At 39.3% G+C, this 16,303-nt stretch carries 10 protein-coding genes; 1 reads left to right on the forward strand and 9 read right to left on the reverse strand.

The window, feature by feature from the left end; genetic code table 11:
• Positions 1 to 333: 333 nt before the first annotated feature.
• Positions 334 to 3,204 (forward strand): RICIN domain-containing protein, encoded by a 2,871-nt coding sequence (locus tag HAV12_RS09480; protein ID WP_240345258.1) that lies wholly within the window; start codon positions 334 to 336, stop codon positions 3,202 to 3,204.
• Between the two features lie 67 nt (positions 3,205 to 3,271).
• Here HAV12_RS09480 and HAV12_RS09485 read toward each other — a convergent pair whose 3' ends face one another.
• From HAV12_RS09485 to HAV12_RS09525, 9 genes are all read right to left on the reverse strand, one after another.
• Entirely contained in the window at positions 3,272 to 3,922 is a 651-nt protein-coding gene (locus HAV12_RS09485; RefSeq protein WP_171569427.1) for a VOC family protein, read from the reverse strand.
• A gap of 188 nt (positions 3,923 to 4,110) precedes the next feature.
• Positions 4,111 to 5,262 (reverse strand): cytochrome-c peroxidase, encoded by a 1,152-nt coding sequence (locus HAV12_RS09490; protein WP_171569428.1) that lies wholly within the window; start codon positions 5,260 to 5,262, stop codon positions 4,111 to 4,113.
• Between the two features lie 4 nt (positions 5,263 to 5,266).
• Positions 5,267 to 6,733: a hypothetical protein gene (locus tag HAV12_RS09495; RefSeq protein WP_171569429.1), complete on the reverse strand. Its 1,467-nt coding sequence runs from the start codon at positions 6,731 to 6,733 to the stop codon at positions 5,267 to 5,269.
• Positions 6,720 to 8,180, reverse strand: a complete 1,461-nt coding sequence (locus HAV12_RS09500; RefSeq protein ID WP_240345259.1) for a RagB/SusD family nutrient uptake outer membrane protein — start codon at positions 8,178 to 8,180, stop codon at positions 6,720 to 6,722. The genes HAV12_RS09495 and HAV12_RS09500 overlap by 14 nt, the downstream gene beginning before the upstream one ends.
• Before the next feature lie 4 nt (positions 8,181 to 8,184).
• Positions 8,185 to 11,532: a SusC/RagA family TonB-linked outer membrane protein gene (locus tag HAV12_RS09505; RefSeq protein ID WP_171569431.1), complete on the reverse strand. Its 3,348-nt coding sequence runs from the start codon at positions 11,530 to 11,532 to the stop codon at positions 8,185 to 8,187.
• Positions 11,533 to 11,535: 3 nt separating this feature from the next.
• Complete coding sequence (locus HAV12_RS09510; RefSeq protein WP_171569432.1) at positions 11,536 to 12,636, reverse strand: FecR family protein; 1,101 nt, start codon at positions 12,634 to 12,636, stop codon at positions 11,536 to 11,538.
• Positions 12,637 to 12,702: 66 nt separating this feature from the next.
• Entirely contained in the window at positions 12,703 to 13,302 is a 600-nt protein-coding gene (locus HAV12_RS09515; protein WP_171569433.1) for an RNA polymerase sigma-70 factor, read from the reverse strand.
• Positions 13,303 to 13,493: 191 nt separating this feature from the next.
• Positions 13,494 to 14,849, reverse strand: a complete 1,356-nt coding sequence (locus tag HAV12_RS09520; RefSeq protein ID WP_171569434.1) for a DUF3526 domain-containing protein — start codon at positions 14,847 to 14,849, stop codon at positions 13,494 to 13,496.
• 1 nt (position 14,850) lies between these two features.
• Entirely contained in the window at positions 14,851 to 16,302 is a 1,452-nt protein-coding gene (locus HAV12_RS09525) for a DUF3526 domain-containing protein (protein WP_171569435.1), read from the reverse strand.
• Position 16,303 lies beyond the last annotated feature (1 nt).

Genomic DNA, 16,303 nt, shown 5'->3' on the forward strand with positions numbered 1-16,303 from the left:
GAATAGTACTTTTTATTAGCCACTCCCGGTAGCCATCGGGATAAAGGATGTAAAAGATTTTTTATTTCTCGCAGATTGGGCAGATTGAGCAGATTTTTCATTGTTGTGATTGAGTTTAATTTGTCATTTCGACAAAGTTTGCCTATTTCTTTGAGGAGTTTATAGTAGCATTCTTCCTCCATCAGGATGACAAAAATAAGAATGAAAAATCTGCTCAATCTGCCAAATCCGCGTGAGAAAAACATTTAACACATTTTTTCAAAATCCTATGTTTCTATACGTTTAAAAAAAACGTGCAACATATTAATAGTAACCCCAAACCTCAAATATTATATGAAAAACAAGTACAGATTTCAGTTAAGTTTACTCTTATTTCTTGCTTTTAGCACTTTTGCAATTGCACAGACTTCTTTAGGTTCGAGTAAAACATTTCTAAACAATTTAAAAAAAGAACTGGTAAATTCCGCTACCTCAAAAAGTACCGAAAAAACAGTTTTACTTCAGGTTTCCAATTCCAAAAACTTCAATGGAAAAATCAATTTTAAAGAGTCGAAATCTTCCAGCGAGTTTTTGATCGGAGAAATTAAAAATGTGGCAGAATCTTCTTTTTATCTGAAGGTAATGGACAAATCGCTGGAAGGGCATATCATTTTTAAGAAGTCCAAAGAAGCGTATAAATACTATTCGGATGCTCAGGGAAATGCGTATGTTGAAAAAGTTGACATCAATAAGCTGATTTGTATTGACTATAAAAACGTTCCTGAAAATACAGGAAAGAAAACCAGCAAAGCGGCTGCTGCGGCAATTGCACCGGCTTTACTGAATTTACAAAGTTTACCGGGAGCAGCAGGCTGTGTCATGCTGGATTTTGATGGTTATAACATGCCGGCCGGAAATCTTTGGAATAATGGAAATCCGATCAATGCAGCGCCATCAGGAATGAGCGATGCAGATGTGCAGCAACATTGGGAAGTTGTTTCAGAAGATTACAGACCGTTCAGCGTAAATGTAACAACAAGTGAAGCAGTTTTTAATTCCTATCCAAGAAACAGAAGAATGCGCGTGGTGGTAACTCCAACCAATACTGCGGCCCCGGGGGCGGGAGGCGTTGCTTATATTGGCTCCTTTAACTGGGACAATGATGTACCATGCTGGGTATTTATTACCTCGGGTAAATCGGGTGGAGATGCCTCAGCGCATGAAGTTGGCCATACTTTTGACTTAGGTCATGACGGACGTACCAATCCGTCGGAAGGCTATTTTCTTGGAATCGACGGAACTTCGTGGGCACCAATTATGGGCGCAGGCTATTACAGACCTGTGGTACAATGGAGCAAAGGAGAATACAATTATGCCAACAATACTCAGGATGATGTGGCCACTATTGCAAGTGCCAAGTTTGGTGTAGGATACCGCGGCGATGATTACGGAAATACTACGGGTTCTGCAGCAAATTTAGATTATAACGGAAGCGGTGCCATTAATCAAAAAAATGGTGTTATTTCGAGTGAAGCCGATTATGATTTCTTTACGTTTACAACCGGAGGAGGAAATGTTTCGATTAATGCCAATACAGTTGGAAGAGACGGAAATCTGCATCTTTTAATGAGACTATACAATGCAGCCGGAGCGGAGATGGGAACGTATTGGAATTCCGATCCTTTTGCTTTGAATGCGTCTATGAATGTAAACTTACCAGCCGGTAAATATTTTATTGGTGTTGATGGTAACGGAGCCGGAAATGCCGGTTATGGCGGCTATTCGGCTTATGGTTCTATCGGTAGTTATTCGATTACAGGTACGATTCCTCCCGGAGGAAATATCGCTTCTTCAACAGATGTGATTACAGTTTATAAAGATTGTAATTATACCGGATTTTCGGGCGGACTGACCATCGGAGATTACAATATGGCGCGTTTGAATACTTTAGGCGTTTTAAATGACGATATTTCTTCCCTTAGAATTACGCAGGGATTTCAGGCTATCTTGTATCAGGATGATAATTTTACAGGTGCTTCAACCGTAATCAATTCAGATAATTCCTGTCTGAATGCCACGTGGAATGATAAAGTAACTTCGATTCGAATTCTGGCAAACGGAACGACAAGTTTAGGAAACCAAACCTTCTTTCTGCAAAACAGAAACAGTAATTTAAACATGGATGTCTGGGGTGCCAGTTTGTCGAATGGAGCCAATATAGCGCAGGGAACTGCCAATACCGGTAACAATCAGAAATTTACGTTTACGCACCTCGGTGACGGATTGTATAAAATCATTGCCAATCACAGTGGGCAGTCGTTGGATGTCAATAATTTCAGTAAAGCCAATGGCGCCAATGTAGAGCAATACCCGTACAACGGAACAACAAACCAACAGTTTATTCTGGTGGCTACAGGAGATGGATTTTATAAAATTATCGCGCGTCACAGCGGAAAAATGGTTGAGGTTACCAATGCGAGCACGGCAAATGGTGCCAACGTACAGCAATGGGACAATAACAATCAGACGTGCGGGCAATGGAAACTGATTGCAACAACAACGGCACAAACGTCAACGCTGATTCAGGCAGAAGATTATTCGGCTATGAGCGGCATTCAGGTGGAAGCCACCACAGATGCCGGAGGAGGTTCCAATGTGGGGTATACCGAAACAGGGGACTGGATTGCCTATAACAACATTAATTTTCCAACCACGGGTTCTTATCTAATAGAATACAGAGTAGCAAGCGGTGTAGCAGGAGGTAGATTATCTGCTGACCTGAATGGCGGGACAATTTTGTTAGGAAATGTAGATGTACCAAATACCGGAGGCTGGCAAAACTGGCAAACGGTAACCCAAACGGTAAATGTAAATGCAGGAACTTATAATTTCGGTATTTACATTCAGAACACGGGAATGAATATCAACTGGATCAGAATTACAAAAATCGGAGCGGGAGCCCCTGCTTCATCTGCAATTGCTGCCGAAGCACCAGAAACGGTTGCCCTGAATGTATATCCAAATCCGGCTACAGATGTATTGTTTTTTACAACCACTGTAACGGGAGGGAATATTAGTGTTATCGATTCCCAAACGGGAAGTTTGGTAGCTGTACAAAAAAGCAGTGACAACAGCCTGAACGTTTCGGGCCTGAAAACCGGAATTTATCTGATTGTTCTTGATCAGGACGGCAAAAGAACGGTGAAACGTTTTATAAAGAAATAAGTTTTTTCAGAAACAGAAAGGCTGCCATTTACGGCAGCCTTTCTTTGTTTTATACTCTGATGAAATGCTAAAATTGCAGTTCAACGAAAGTTCCGTTATTTTTGATAGTAATTGCAGTTGCATTGCTTTCAGAAGGAGTTTGGGTCGGATACCAGTTTCGATTGGGTGGTACCATAATCAACAAGCCTTCATCGTCTCCAACTGCAGCAAAAAGTTCACTGTTATCATTTTTGTTAAAGAACTCCAATCTATGTTCTTGTCTGAGTTGATTCCCCAATTCCAATGGATTTTTAGTGACGATTCCAATTTCACTGATATTCAGAATTGATTTGGAACTGAATTTTCCGGTTTGGGAATTATGAAGATCGTGTCTGGCAATAAACTCTAATAAATTTCCATTGTTGTCGTAGAAATAAACGGCATTGGCGTTCCAGTTTTCAAAATGGGCTATTACATTTTGATCTTCAATACGAATTAAAGCCACTTTGTTTGTACACCATGCAATGGCTTCATCCAGTTTGTTTTCCGGAATATTAAAAGCGAAATGATAAATGGAGTCAAATTTTGGGTTTTCAGTGAATTGTAAAATAGAATTTCCGGCCTGAAAACTAACGGATTCCTTATTATGCTCTAGTATTGAAAGCCCTAAAGTATGGCTGTAAAATGCTGTAGTGCTCTCAATATTGCTGGTTTGAATCTGAATGTGTTCTAATTTCATAATCGTAATTTTTAAATTTAGAAGAATGCTTCTTTTCGTTACACACAAATTTAAAAAACGATAAAAGTATTTAAAACAGTTCGCTATTTTATACTTCGATGGCAGCATAGCCAATTCGTATGAAAAAAAGGCTACGGTCTTACTAAAAGAAAAAACCTGTTTCAAAAGGAACAGGCTTTCATTATAATTTACTGAGGCATTGCCGGATAAATAATTCTTCTGGTCGGCGTACTCAAGGTTTCTATAAACGCGAGGAGATCTGTAATTTCTTCTTTGCTTAAATCTAATTTTTTAAGCATAGGATCTGCTTTTGGAAGTAAGGAATCACGTTCTGTTCCCAGGTATTTCTTCTGGACAGGCGAGGGATTTCCCAGATTGTACAACTCCACCACATCCAGTAAGGATGGAAAATGTCCGTGATGCATCCAGGGTTTTGTATTTACTGCTTCGCGAAGTGTGGGCGTTCTGAATTTCCCGATATCCGCTTTATCTTTCGTCACATTGTAACGTCCGAAATCTTCATTTTTGGTTCCGAATAAAGTCTGACCGTCATTGTGAAACTGATTGTCGCTGAAATAGGGGGTATTGTGGCAATTGATGCATTGCGCTTTCGTTCTAAACAAATGCAGCCCTTTTACCTGGGAATCAGTATACACCTCTGATTTGCCAATGATAAACTGATCAAATTTACTTTTCGGACTGTTGATTGATCTTTCGAAAGTCGCAATCGCATATTGAATTCTTTGCAGCGACACTTTTTTGTCTCCAAAGGCAGCTTCAAAAAGAGAATTGTACCCTTTGATTTGGGCTATTTTATCGACAGCAAGAGTCGTTTTTTCATTCATTTCCAAAGGATCTCCAATCGGAAATTGCGCCTGATCTTCGAGGCTCGAAGCACGTCCGTCCCAAAATAAGGTTTTGGCATAAGCCGAATTCAGAATCGTCATGGAGTTTCGTTTTCCGGTTTGTCGGTCATGACCAAAAGAACGGGTTAAATTATCGGTCCAGCCCAATTCGGGATTATGGCAGGATGCACAGGCAATTTGTCCGCTCACCGATAAGCGCGGATCAAAAAAAAGGGTTTTACCCAGGCTTTCCTTTTCTTTCGAATACGGATTGTAGTCCGGATAAGGAACAGCAGGAAGCATTCCGATATCCCGGAATGTTTTTTTATCAATACTTTTATGTAAGTCCGCTGCCGGCCATAACGAAGGATCTCCACTTGAATAAAGTTTCCTCAATTCCTGAATATCGATATATCGGGGCTGATCGATACTCTGGTAGGCAGTCAGACTTAATAAAACGAACAGCAGGGGCAATAATATTTTCTTTAATTTCATAGTATTATAAAGCTACTTCCTTAGGGCAATTATCGCCTATCGGACTTATTTTCGGATACGTTTTATTATTGTATATTCGGTATTGCGTGGCTACAGTTCCGCCAAACAACTGGTCATTGGTCAATTTCAATTCAAAAGAAATTTCGAATAAACCGCTGCTGATTTCCTTATAAGTTCCCGCTCCGGAAATTTCGATGCTGTAACTGTTTTTGTTGGTTCCGGCAATGGTGATATATTGCGGGATAACCAGCACTTTTCCCTGCGTGGTACTGTTTCCGTTCTCCGGAAAAAATTCCAAAGCGGAGGTAATATTAAATCCGGGAGAATTTGCGGCACCGGTACTTTCGTTCGAGAAAAATCTTTTTAGACCAAACGAATTTGTGGTATTAGATCCTGTAACGACATTAAAGCCTATTTTGAAAGCATCGTGGTAGACATCATCATTTGGGTTTGTCGTTCCTTTATCACTGTACAAAATGGCATTTTCGTCGTCTTTTGTCACCACAACCGGAAACGTAAAAGCATTAAAGGTCTGCCAGGCACAAGTACCGCTTTTATCAAACCAGTGCTCGCCATACGTCAAATAAAACTGATTGGATAAATCATAAAATCTGGAAGCGGGATTTGCCTGAACATCCCTCGGAGATTTGATTGGTTTTACCAGTTGCAGCACCGTATTTCCGGTGGCCGTATAGTTCGGAATATTCGTTAAGGTCAATTTGGTTTCGTATCGGACATCAGCATTCTGAATGTCTTCCAGAAGTGTCAGGTGATAGGTCACCGTACTTCGGTTAGTGCCAAAAGCATCATGCGTCAACGTATAATCAAAACCGTTCAGGAATTTGAAAATAGACGCACTTTCAATTTCTGAAGGAATAAATCCGTTTGGGAAATTAACGTCAAAATCAACAGTTTCTCCGGCTTCGCCTTTAAGAGTAATATAATTGACCGGAAAGGTGTAATTAGTTGCAATAGCACCAAGATCAACTTTAAACGTATCATTTCTGGCCTCTGTATTTAAATTTCCAATATGGATTTCCGGATCTGAAGCATTTTCTAATTTTAAGGTAATACTTTGGTTCGTGGTCCATCTTTTATCAAAGGAAACATAAATCGTATCGGTTAATTTATTTCCCTGAAACAACAGTTCACTTGCGGGATTTAGACTATAGCTTTCACTATCTCCGGTAGTCGAAGAACTGAAATTTACTTTTACCGCATTTTTTAAGGGGGAAGCACTTAGTGTAACCGGAACTTTTACGGTTTTAACCGATTTATTTTCATAACTCGATACAGGCAGCAAATTGTTGTTTACTGTAGGATATTCGAGTGGTGTATTGTCGCTTTTCAGAAGGAAATTAAACCGTACAAACGGATCAATATTTTCAGCACCCAACTTATAATCGTCTTTGGAACAAGAAATAAACAGCGTTGCGGTAAGCAATAGGGAGAATATCTTAATACGAGTCATTTTGTTTCAGGTTAGGGTTAAGGTTAATATTGAATTTTGGAATCGGTAATACGTATTTAAGCGAAGGATAAGCCAAACTGCAATTGGTCGAAATACAGCCGTCGTTTCTGGAGATTCCTTTTTGATTTCGGGCTAAGTCAAAAAACAACTGACCTTCAAAACAAAGTTCTTTTCTTCTTTCCAAAAGAATATTTTCCTTAAGATTGTTTGTTGTGGTTAATAAAGCGGCATTGGCACGCGCTCGTATGGTATTGATGTCGGCCATTGCCAATTCCGGTTTTTCGGTTTCTAAGGCTGCTTCGGCACGAGTCAAATACAATTCACTCAATCGGAAAGCGACATAACCGGCATTGTCCTGAAATTTTTTGGTAAAATTATAATTCACATTGACCAGAACTCCGTTGACCAAAGTAAAAAGCGGCTTTTCAAGAAACAATTGCTTTCTGATGTCTCCGGATTCGTAGAGATCAGTCAAATCCTGAGAGGCTACAAAATCGCCATAAACCGTGGCGGAGGTATACCCAAAATAATTGGACATGGAGGTACTAACCGCTCCTTCAGCATCTTTAGGTAGTGTAAAATCCAATAAAGTTTCAGAAACCGGAAGGTCTTTTTGTTCCCATTGTGCGATATAATCGGCAGAACTCATTAGGGCGACCCCTGAATTGGTAATGACATCATTGGCGGTATCATAAGCATTCTGCCAGTCCTTTTGGTATAAATATACCCGGGCAAGCAATGCTTTTGCGCTATTTTTATTAAAATAAGAATAGGTGGGACCTGATGAAAGCGAACGGTCACCGTAATTATTTAAAGCCGTTTTAAGATCATTTACGATTAACGAATAGGTATTGGCTGCTGTTTCCCTTGCCGGATATTGTATTCCGGATTTAATGGATTGTGTACTGTAAATAATTCCCGGATGAGCCGCATCCGGCGTATACCCGTAATTTTGAGCGTAGATTTGTGATAAAAGGAAATGCACATAAGCTTTTATGGTCAGTGCTTCGGCTTTGATCTGATTTTTTTCGGCATCCGTTGCATCTGCTAAGTTGGGCGTGTATTCCAAAATTAAATTCGCCTGATTGATAATGTCGTAACTTCCATCATAAAAGCTTTTGAAATCGCTTTCATCCGAATCGTCTTCAAAAGAATACACTTTTTTGATAAAAGAAGGCGCACTGATTTCTCCTCTGCTGCTTCCGGAAACAGTTGGCGTAAATTTGATGTTTCCGCCTTGTAAATCGGCATAAACGGCAAATCGTTCGTTTCTTACATTGGCTTCCAGCTCACTGTAAACACCGCGCAAGGCCATTAAAACACCTTGTTTGTTTTGCAATTGTTCGTCTATAGAGGTTTTTGTACCCGGTTCCTGCTCCAGAAAATCGCTGCAGCTTTGTAAAGTACAAAGCAAAACGGCAATGGTTAGGTATTTGAAGTATTTCATTGTTTTAAAATTTAGCATTTACGCCACAGGAAATGGTTCTGGCCTGTGGATAAGTATAATTAAACTCTCGTATTCCGTTCGTGCCTTTAGGGCTTTTCTCTTTGTACCAGTAAAATACATTCGAAGCATCTGCAAAAACAGAAAGTCCTTTTAAGATGTTATTTTTAAGCGGAACATTGTAACTCAGGTTGATGTTGCTTATTTTTAAAAAAGTAGCATCGTAAATATATTTACTTAAATTAGGCGTAATGGGGTTTGTGGTGACTGCCGGCTGCGAAACGATATCGCCGGGATTTCTCCAGTGATCACTAGCATTTACCGAAAGATTTCGGTTAAGCGTATTCGAATATTTATCGACAAGATCATCCTGCACTAAGAAATCACCACCAATCTGAAAAGCGCCCCGTATGGATAAGGTAAGCTTGTTATTGATCGTAAAACTGTTATTAAAACCACCGTAAGCATCCGGCTGGCTGTCTCCTATAGGAACCAGGTCTGCTACCGTATACAAACTATTGTACGTCCGGGTATCATATATTTTCCCGTTTTTTTCTACCAGATCTCTTCCGGTGGCGGGATCAATACCCACCCAGTTGATTCCCCAATAGGTAGTGGTGCTGTAACCCACTTTCTGCGCCAGGGCTATATTACTTGATGAGTAATCGCTTCCCAGACCTTTTAATTCGGTTACTTTATTTTCTACAGTAGAAATATTAAAAGAAGTCGTCCATTTAAAACGGTTGCTTTTGATCCATTTTATTCGGGTAGCGAATTCAAAACCTTTGTTGTACATACTTGCCGCATTCAACTGAATCGAACTATGGCCATTTTCGGTCGGGATATCCCTCGTGGTAATCAGATCACTTAGCGCATTGTAGTAATATTCAAGCGATAATTCTACGCGATTGAATATATTGAAATCAATTCCTGTATTGAATTTGGTATTCTTTTCCCAGCTCAGATTACCATTTGGGGCATCGCTGGTTATGGCGTCAGTACCGCCGTTGTAGCCTGAAGTATCAATATTGTATAATCCTTTAGAGCGGTAAGAACCAATTCTTGAATTTCCGGTAGTGCCGTAACTTGCCTTAAATTTTAATAAATCGATCCAGGAATTAGACGACAGGAAATTTTCATTGCTCGTAATCCAGCTGATACCTGCGCCGCCATTGTTGGCAACATTCGTATCATCTCCGAAAACAGAACTTTCATCACGTCTTAAGTTGGCCAAAAGGTAGTAGCGTTTTTTATAATTGTAATTGACCTGTGCGAACAACGAAACCTTCGCATTATAACTGATATCGCTTCGGTAGATTTGTTTGCTGTAAGTCTCGTCTAAAGGAGTCAGAGGGTTATCGTCCATGATAGCGTCTCCGATGTTATTAATGTGATTTGGATTTAGAAATCCGGAAGCCGAAGCATAATCAAAATTCGTCTTATCTTCTGAAAGTTCAAAACCTGCGACACCATCAATAGCATGGTTTTCATTGAATTGTTTATCAAATAAAACCTGTCCCTGCCAGTTCCATTTGGTTCCGTTTCTTTGGTTCAGAAGACGGCGTCCCCAGTTGGGATAGGTAGTGCCGCCTAAAGTAAAACTTCCGTTCGACTGGCCGCTTTCATTTTCTCCGGAGAAATACCGGTCCTGGGTTTTATCGGTATAATCAATTCCGAAAAGAGTAGAAAATTTTATGGCTTTACTAAGCTGATATCCTAAATTGATACTCCCTAAAATGCCATAGGTTTCCGTTTCATTTTTGTTCTGGGCAATGGCAGCCAATGGATTTCCTCCGGCAAATCCCGTTACACCTGTTTTAGAAAAAGTGCCATCGGCATTATAAGGCGATAAAGTAGGCAGATAAGCAAAATTGTAATAAATATTTGGGGCATCTTTCTTCGTATAACTTGGATTCAGCATGACATTCACACTCCATTTATCCTGATTATACCCTAAATTAATCCCGGCATTGTATTGCCTCGAGGTATTGCCAAATTGAGGTTCATCGATTTTGGTATGGCTGATATTTGCCCGATAATTGAATTTTGTAGTAGCGCCCGAGACATCAAAGTTATATTTGTTATACACCCCGGTTCTGTTCAGCAATTTAAACCAGTCTGTATTTACGCCGTTGTAAGCCACCGGTACATAACCTGTAGTGGTATTTTTTAAAAATTCATTTCTAATTTCAGTATACTGTTCCCCGTTTAAATATTGGATCTGATTCATGGCTGACGAAATACCGGACTGATTCGAAAAACCAAATTGCGCCTTTCCTTTTTTTCCTTTTTTCGTCGTAATCAGAATCACACCGTTGGCACCATCAGCACCGTAAAGGCCAACCGCTGCGGCATCTTTCAGCACGGTAAAACTCTCAATGTTTTCCGGCGCTATTTTCATCAGCGGATTATTAAAGTCTTCAGCGGAATCTCCGTTTCCGTCAAAGAAACTGCTGTCAATACCAAATTCTTCACTCATAACCACGCCGTCCACGATAAATATGGGCTGTGTGGAAGTTCCGGTTTTCGCATTCGACAAAGACTTTAAAGTTCCCTGTCCGCGGATATTAATCTTAACCGGACCGCCCACTCCGGAAGTGTTTTCGACCAGAACTCCGGGAATCTGACCCGCCACCATTTTGTCAATACTTTCAGAAGCCTGCGTTACCGCAATGTCTTTCGCGTTTAAGGTCGAAATACTTCCCACAATTTCTTCTTTTAATTGTTTCGTCCCATAAGAAGAAGTAATGACTACCGGATTCAATTCATCTGCGGATTCCTGCATATAAAACGTAAAATCAGATTTACTGCCTACTTTTTGTACCAGGGTTTCCATTCCTAAAAACTTAATTTCCAGCACCAGATCTTGTATGTTATTCACTTTTAGCAAGTACAGGAAATTTCCGTTAAAATCGGTTACGGCACCTTTTCCGGTTCCTTTCACTAAAACAGAAGCACCGGGAAGCGGCAGTTTGTCTTTCGCACTGATAACCGTTCCTTTGATATAACGCTCTGATTCCGGAGTATTCGCAGCAGGAGCCGCAATACTCGTCAATAAAACCTGTTTTTTCTGAATGTAAAAAGAGATGTTTTTCCCGTTGAATAATTGCGTTAAAATGCTTTCCAAAGAAGCATTATCGGCATGAATGGTAGCTTTCTGATCCACATCAATTTTTCGGGCGTTGTAAATGATCCTGAAATCGGTTTGTTCTTCAATCGCTTTAATAATCAGGCTTACAGGCTGGTTTTCCAGATGCAATGTGATTGATTTATTTTGAGAAAAACCTTTAAAACCGGATATAAGAAAGGCTAAGAAAAACAGCATTTTTCTTAAATGGGGGAGTTTAAATGTCATGTTTTAGGGGATATTGGTAATGGTAATAGTATTTTTTTCAATCGAATAATTAAAGGGCGTATCCCGTTTGATAAGCTCTAAAATATTCTCCACGCTCGACTCGCTCACTTTAATAGTACCCGTAAAATGCTCTTTGGCTAAATCAGCATTTTCATTGATAATTGCAACGTCGTACGTGCGTTGAATTATTTTAGCAATGGTAGAAAACGGGGTATCTTTAAAAGCAAGTTCTCCTTTGGTCCAGGCTGCATAAAACGCCGGATCGACTTCTTTTGTTGTAATTTTTTTCGAATTGTTTTGCCAGGTCGCCATCTGATTTGGCTTTAGTAAAACCAGATTCGATTTGTTTTCAGCTTCATACAGCTGAATGCTTCCTTCGATCAAAGTACTGTTGACCGTTGGGTTTTCCGGATACGCACTCACATTGAATTTGGTTCCCAGAACTTCAATAACAGCCTGATTGGCGTTTACAATAAAAGGATGTTGTTGGTCTTTGGCTACTTCAAAAAAAGCTTCTCCGACTAAATAGACATTTCTATTTCCGTTACGGCCAAATTGCTCCGGATACCGAAAAGTAGTTCCGGAATTTAAGCTCACAATGCTTCCGTCAGACAAAGTGATTTTAAATCTTTTGCCATACGGAACCTTCAGGGTATTGTAAACCACTTTTTGATCCTGAACTTTTCCGTAATAAATGATTTCGTTGGGAAATTTTTTGGCAATCAGATCGCCCTGATCATTTACCAAAGTTGTCTGATTGTTTTTCGAAATGTATTCTGAACTTCCGTCGGCTAATTCAAGAATAATTTCTTTGGAAGATTGCTTTTTATCCGCAAGCATAAAAGCCATTTTTCCCAAACCCAAAAGAACAGTAACAACCGCGGCATATTTGAAATAGGTGAGAGCTCTATTTTTCGGTTTCATCTGAATTACCGAAGAATCAGTTGGAAGATTTTCTGAGATTCCGCTCAGCACCCACGTCTTTTTTAAACGGATAAAATGTTCCTTATTTTCTTCCGAAGCAGCAATCCATTCAAAAAGAGCCTGAACTTCTTTTTCGGAGGCTTCATTGGATAGGTATTTATAAATTATTTCAGCTGTCATATTGAGTTTTTAAACTGCGCGTTTCAGTAAGTACACCTCAGGAATAAAAAACCCTACCTTTTATTTTTAATTATTACAAATAAGAATAAAAAGCAGAAATAAATAATCGGATAGTTTAGTCTTTAAGATCTTCAAAGCCTTTGTCATATGGGCTTCCACTGCTTTTAAAGTTACCTGCATTTCTTCGGCGATTTCTGCATTTTTTTTATTTTCAAATCGCTTTTTGATGAAAACTTCACGGGTTTTTGGCGGAAGATCGTTGATCGATTCGTTGATGATGCGCTCTAATTCGGTCAGTTGCAAAGTGTCAAATTCAATTGAATTTAAGACCTCGATGTTGAGTTCTTTTTCTTTCTGATTCAGCAGATCGTTTTTGAATTTGTCTTTGACTTTATTGTGCCGAATAAGGTTCAGACATTTTGATTTGGAGTAGGTATACAAAAAAGACTGTATTCCGTTGATCGAGTCTACGCTTTCCCTGTTTTGCCACAAATGCAGAAAAGCTTCCTGAGCCAGGTTTTCGGCTTCGTCCGGATCATAAATAAACTGTACACTAAAAGACTGAATCCTTTTGAAGTATTTGTCATAGAAATACGTAAACGCAATCTGATCTCCTTTTTTAAAAGACTCAAAAATATCAGATTCTAAACGGTGGTTATGATTCATTTAAACGGATTACTTTGGGAACAATATAAATAATTTATCGTATTACTTATTTGGATTTGCCTGGAATGCGGCAAATATAAAATATTATTTATATTAATTCTAAATAAAACTCAAATAAAGATTTAATTCAAAAAAAATAGTCAGGATAAGCGCAAAAAAATAGCCCAACCGTTTAAGATTGGGCCTTTTGATCAAAAAGTCTGTAATTTATGGTTCCTAAAATTCCTCCAACCTAAAACTATAAAGAATAAGTTGAACAGGAATAAGGGTAAAAATGCTTTCGAAAGCGGTATAGCTGATGTATCTTCAAAAGTTTCCACCTTAAACTGACCCCATTTTTGCTGACTTACCGCTTCATTATCAAATATTTTAGGGTAAAAATACAAGCGTAGTTTTTCATGAAATTGTCGGGTCGCCTTTAGAAACAAAAGCTGATTTTCTAAATCAGATTTAGCGATTTCATTCAGTTGCAGCTGCGTGTGCAAAGTCGGAACAAAGAGTGCGATAAAAGCGCTGGCTTCATTTCGTTGCTTCAGTTTACTCTGCAATTCTTTTGATTGTACGGACGAATCATCGTCACCGGCCTGTTGCATCGCGTAATACCAAAGCCAGCTGAATTCGGCTTCCGGTAAAGGATAATTTTTAAATTGCGGATAATGACTGTAGAATTTATCCATCGTTATTTTTTTATCCATGTCCCATTTTTCATGGTAGGCATTTCTTTGTTTCAGCGTCAATTCCAAAGCTTCCGGAACCGGATATTGGTTGACGATGTATGTATTTACCGTGGCCGGTAAAACGATAATCAGAAACAGCCAGATGGTTAATAAAAGAACCGCATTAAAATTAGAATTCTTTTGCAGTGAAACGACATAAAAACAAACAGCGAACCAAAAAAGGAGGTACAAAATTCCCACGCCACAAAAAACTAAAAAAGATTTGTCGATCGGAATATTCAAAAATAAAACTGCTGCAAAAAGTACAATTGTGAGAAGGGCGATTAAACTTAAAATACGGATATAAAATAATTTCAGGATGTATAAAAAAGTATTCTGACTTTGGGTAGCCACAATTTTCCAGGTGCCGCTTTCTTTTTCTTCTGAGATGATATTGTACGTAAAAGCGATAATTAAAAGCGGAAAAAGATACACCAGCACAAAACTGAAATCGATATTTCCGGATAATAAATTATTCGGATTATTGAGTTCGGCATCGTATTGCTGTGCTTCCAGACCGCGAATCGTCACGCTCTGAACCGACGGATTGACATCACGCTGACCAATCGCCAGACTGTTAACCGGAACCGTTTTATTGACCAGGGAAAACTTGATGTAATAGAGCAACAGACCCATTTCATCTTTATGGAAAGCTGCATTCCGGGCAATATGTTCCTGTTGGTAAAGCGTGGTTTCGGTGATCGACTGCTGCTGTTTCTCCTGAAATTGTTTTCCGATCAGAAGACTCAGGAATCCAATTAGTAACAGGAAAAGCAGACCAATTTTGGTTCCCTTAGAGCGTATGAAATTTTTAAAGAGTAATACTAACATATTAAATAGCTTTTAGTTTTTTAGCGGCTATGCGGATTAAAATAAAGAGCAGGCTGATCCAGAGCATAATGGAAATAACAGAGCTGATTTCGCTTTTTAAAACAGCCCGGATGCCTTTTGGTTCATAATGAAATTCGGCTACCTCTGCCCAGTGTTCTTTATCGATGGTAAGCGGTTTGTCTGTTGCTCCGGGCTTCTTATTACTGATGAATTTGATTTGCAGACCATTCATTTTCTGAGCCATGTTGTAGCGATATGCTTCGGCTTGTTTCTGAAAATCGATATAAGAATCATAGTCCGTATTCGATAACCCCATCGATATGTTTTTCATCGCGATATACGGATTGATAAAAGAAACTGCTTTCGAAAAACGGTTTTGTTTGTCGTAAATTTTCAAAAGTGCTTTGAGTTGTTTGTTGTAAATGCGCGAACTTATTTTTTCGCCTTCCGTCATTATAAAACCGGAATAGTTGAACGGAAGCTGCTGAACAGAATCGACTTTGTAAGCCCTTAGCAAGGAATCCTTAATCGCCTTATAATGCAAATCATTCGGATTATGGCTGTCTCCCTGTTTGAGAATGTCCTTTTCAATGTCGCTGTTGAATTGTATTTTCGAGGGTGCCTGATACAAATAAGCACCTACTGCCTGTGTCGTTCTCGGCAAAATGATGGTACAGACCAGCCAGATTCCGATCAGGGAAATCAATGCTTTTTTGGAAGTTGTACTGGCAGCAGAAACTAAAACGGCAATGGCGCAGAAGAATAGCAAATAAACAAAATGAAAGAGGATGAACAAGAGCAATTTCAGCGTTTCATCGGGCGAAATACTAAAGTGCTGCAGTAGGATCCAAATCAAAACCAGAATAATGATTGTCGGAACAAAAAGCAGCATAATCACAGAAGCGACTCCCAGTATTTTGCCTGTCAGCAGTTGTTTCCAGCTGATTCCCTGACTTAAAAGCAGTTTTAAGGTTCCGTTTTCCCTTTCGGTTGCGACCGCATTAAAACCTAAGAAGAAAATCAATAAGGGCAATAAGACCTGTACAATCATCGCAATACTTATTTCCCCAAAACGAAGCATACTGTTAGAAAATCCGGCTTCAGAGAAATTGGCTGTGTTTTGTTTATGAGCTTCGAGGAATATGGCGTTTCCGAAAAAGGGTTCCATTCCAAATTCGAAAACACTCAACGAAGTACTTTTTCTAAAGGCAAAGTTTCCGTAATGTGCCATTCTGTGCGGATTTTTATCCGGATTATTCAGCCAGTCTTTTCTGGATTCGTGTTGGTATTTTTCGCTGGTTTCATTTTGACGGGTATAATTTTCCCAGCCTGAAAAAGCGGCGTAAAGCAATAAAATACCAATAAAAAGGGTGATGATAAAAACAGCCTTATTCTGAAAAACTGATTTTTTAAAATGTTTGGCGATTAAAATTTCGACGTGAAAGGACTTCATA

The sequence above is a fragment of the Flavobacterium sp. CLA17 genome, assembly GCF_013112255.2.
Lineage (GTDB): Bacteria > Bacteroidota > Bacteroidia > Flavobacteriales > Flavobacteriaceae > Flavobacterium > Flavobacterium circumlabens.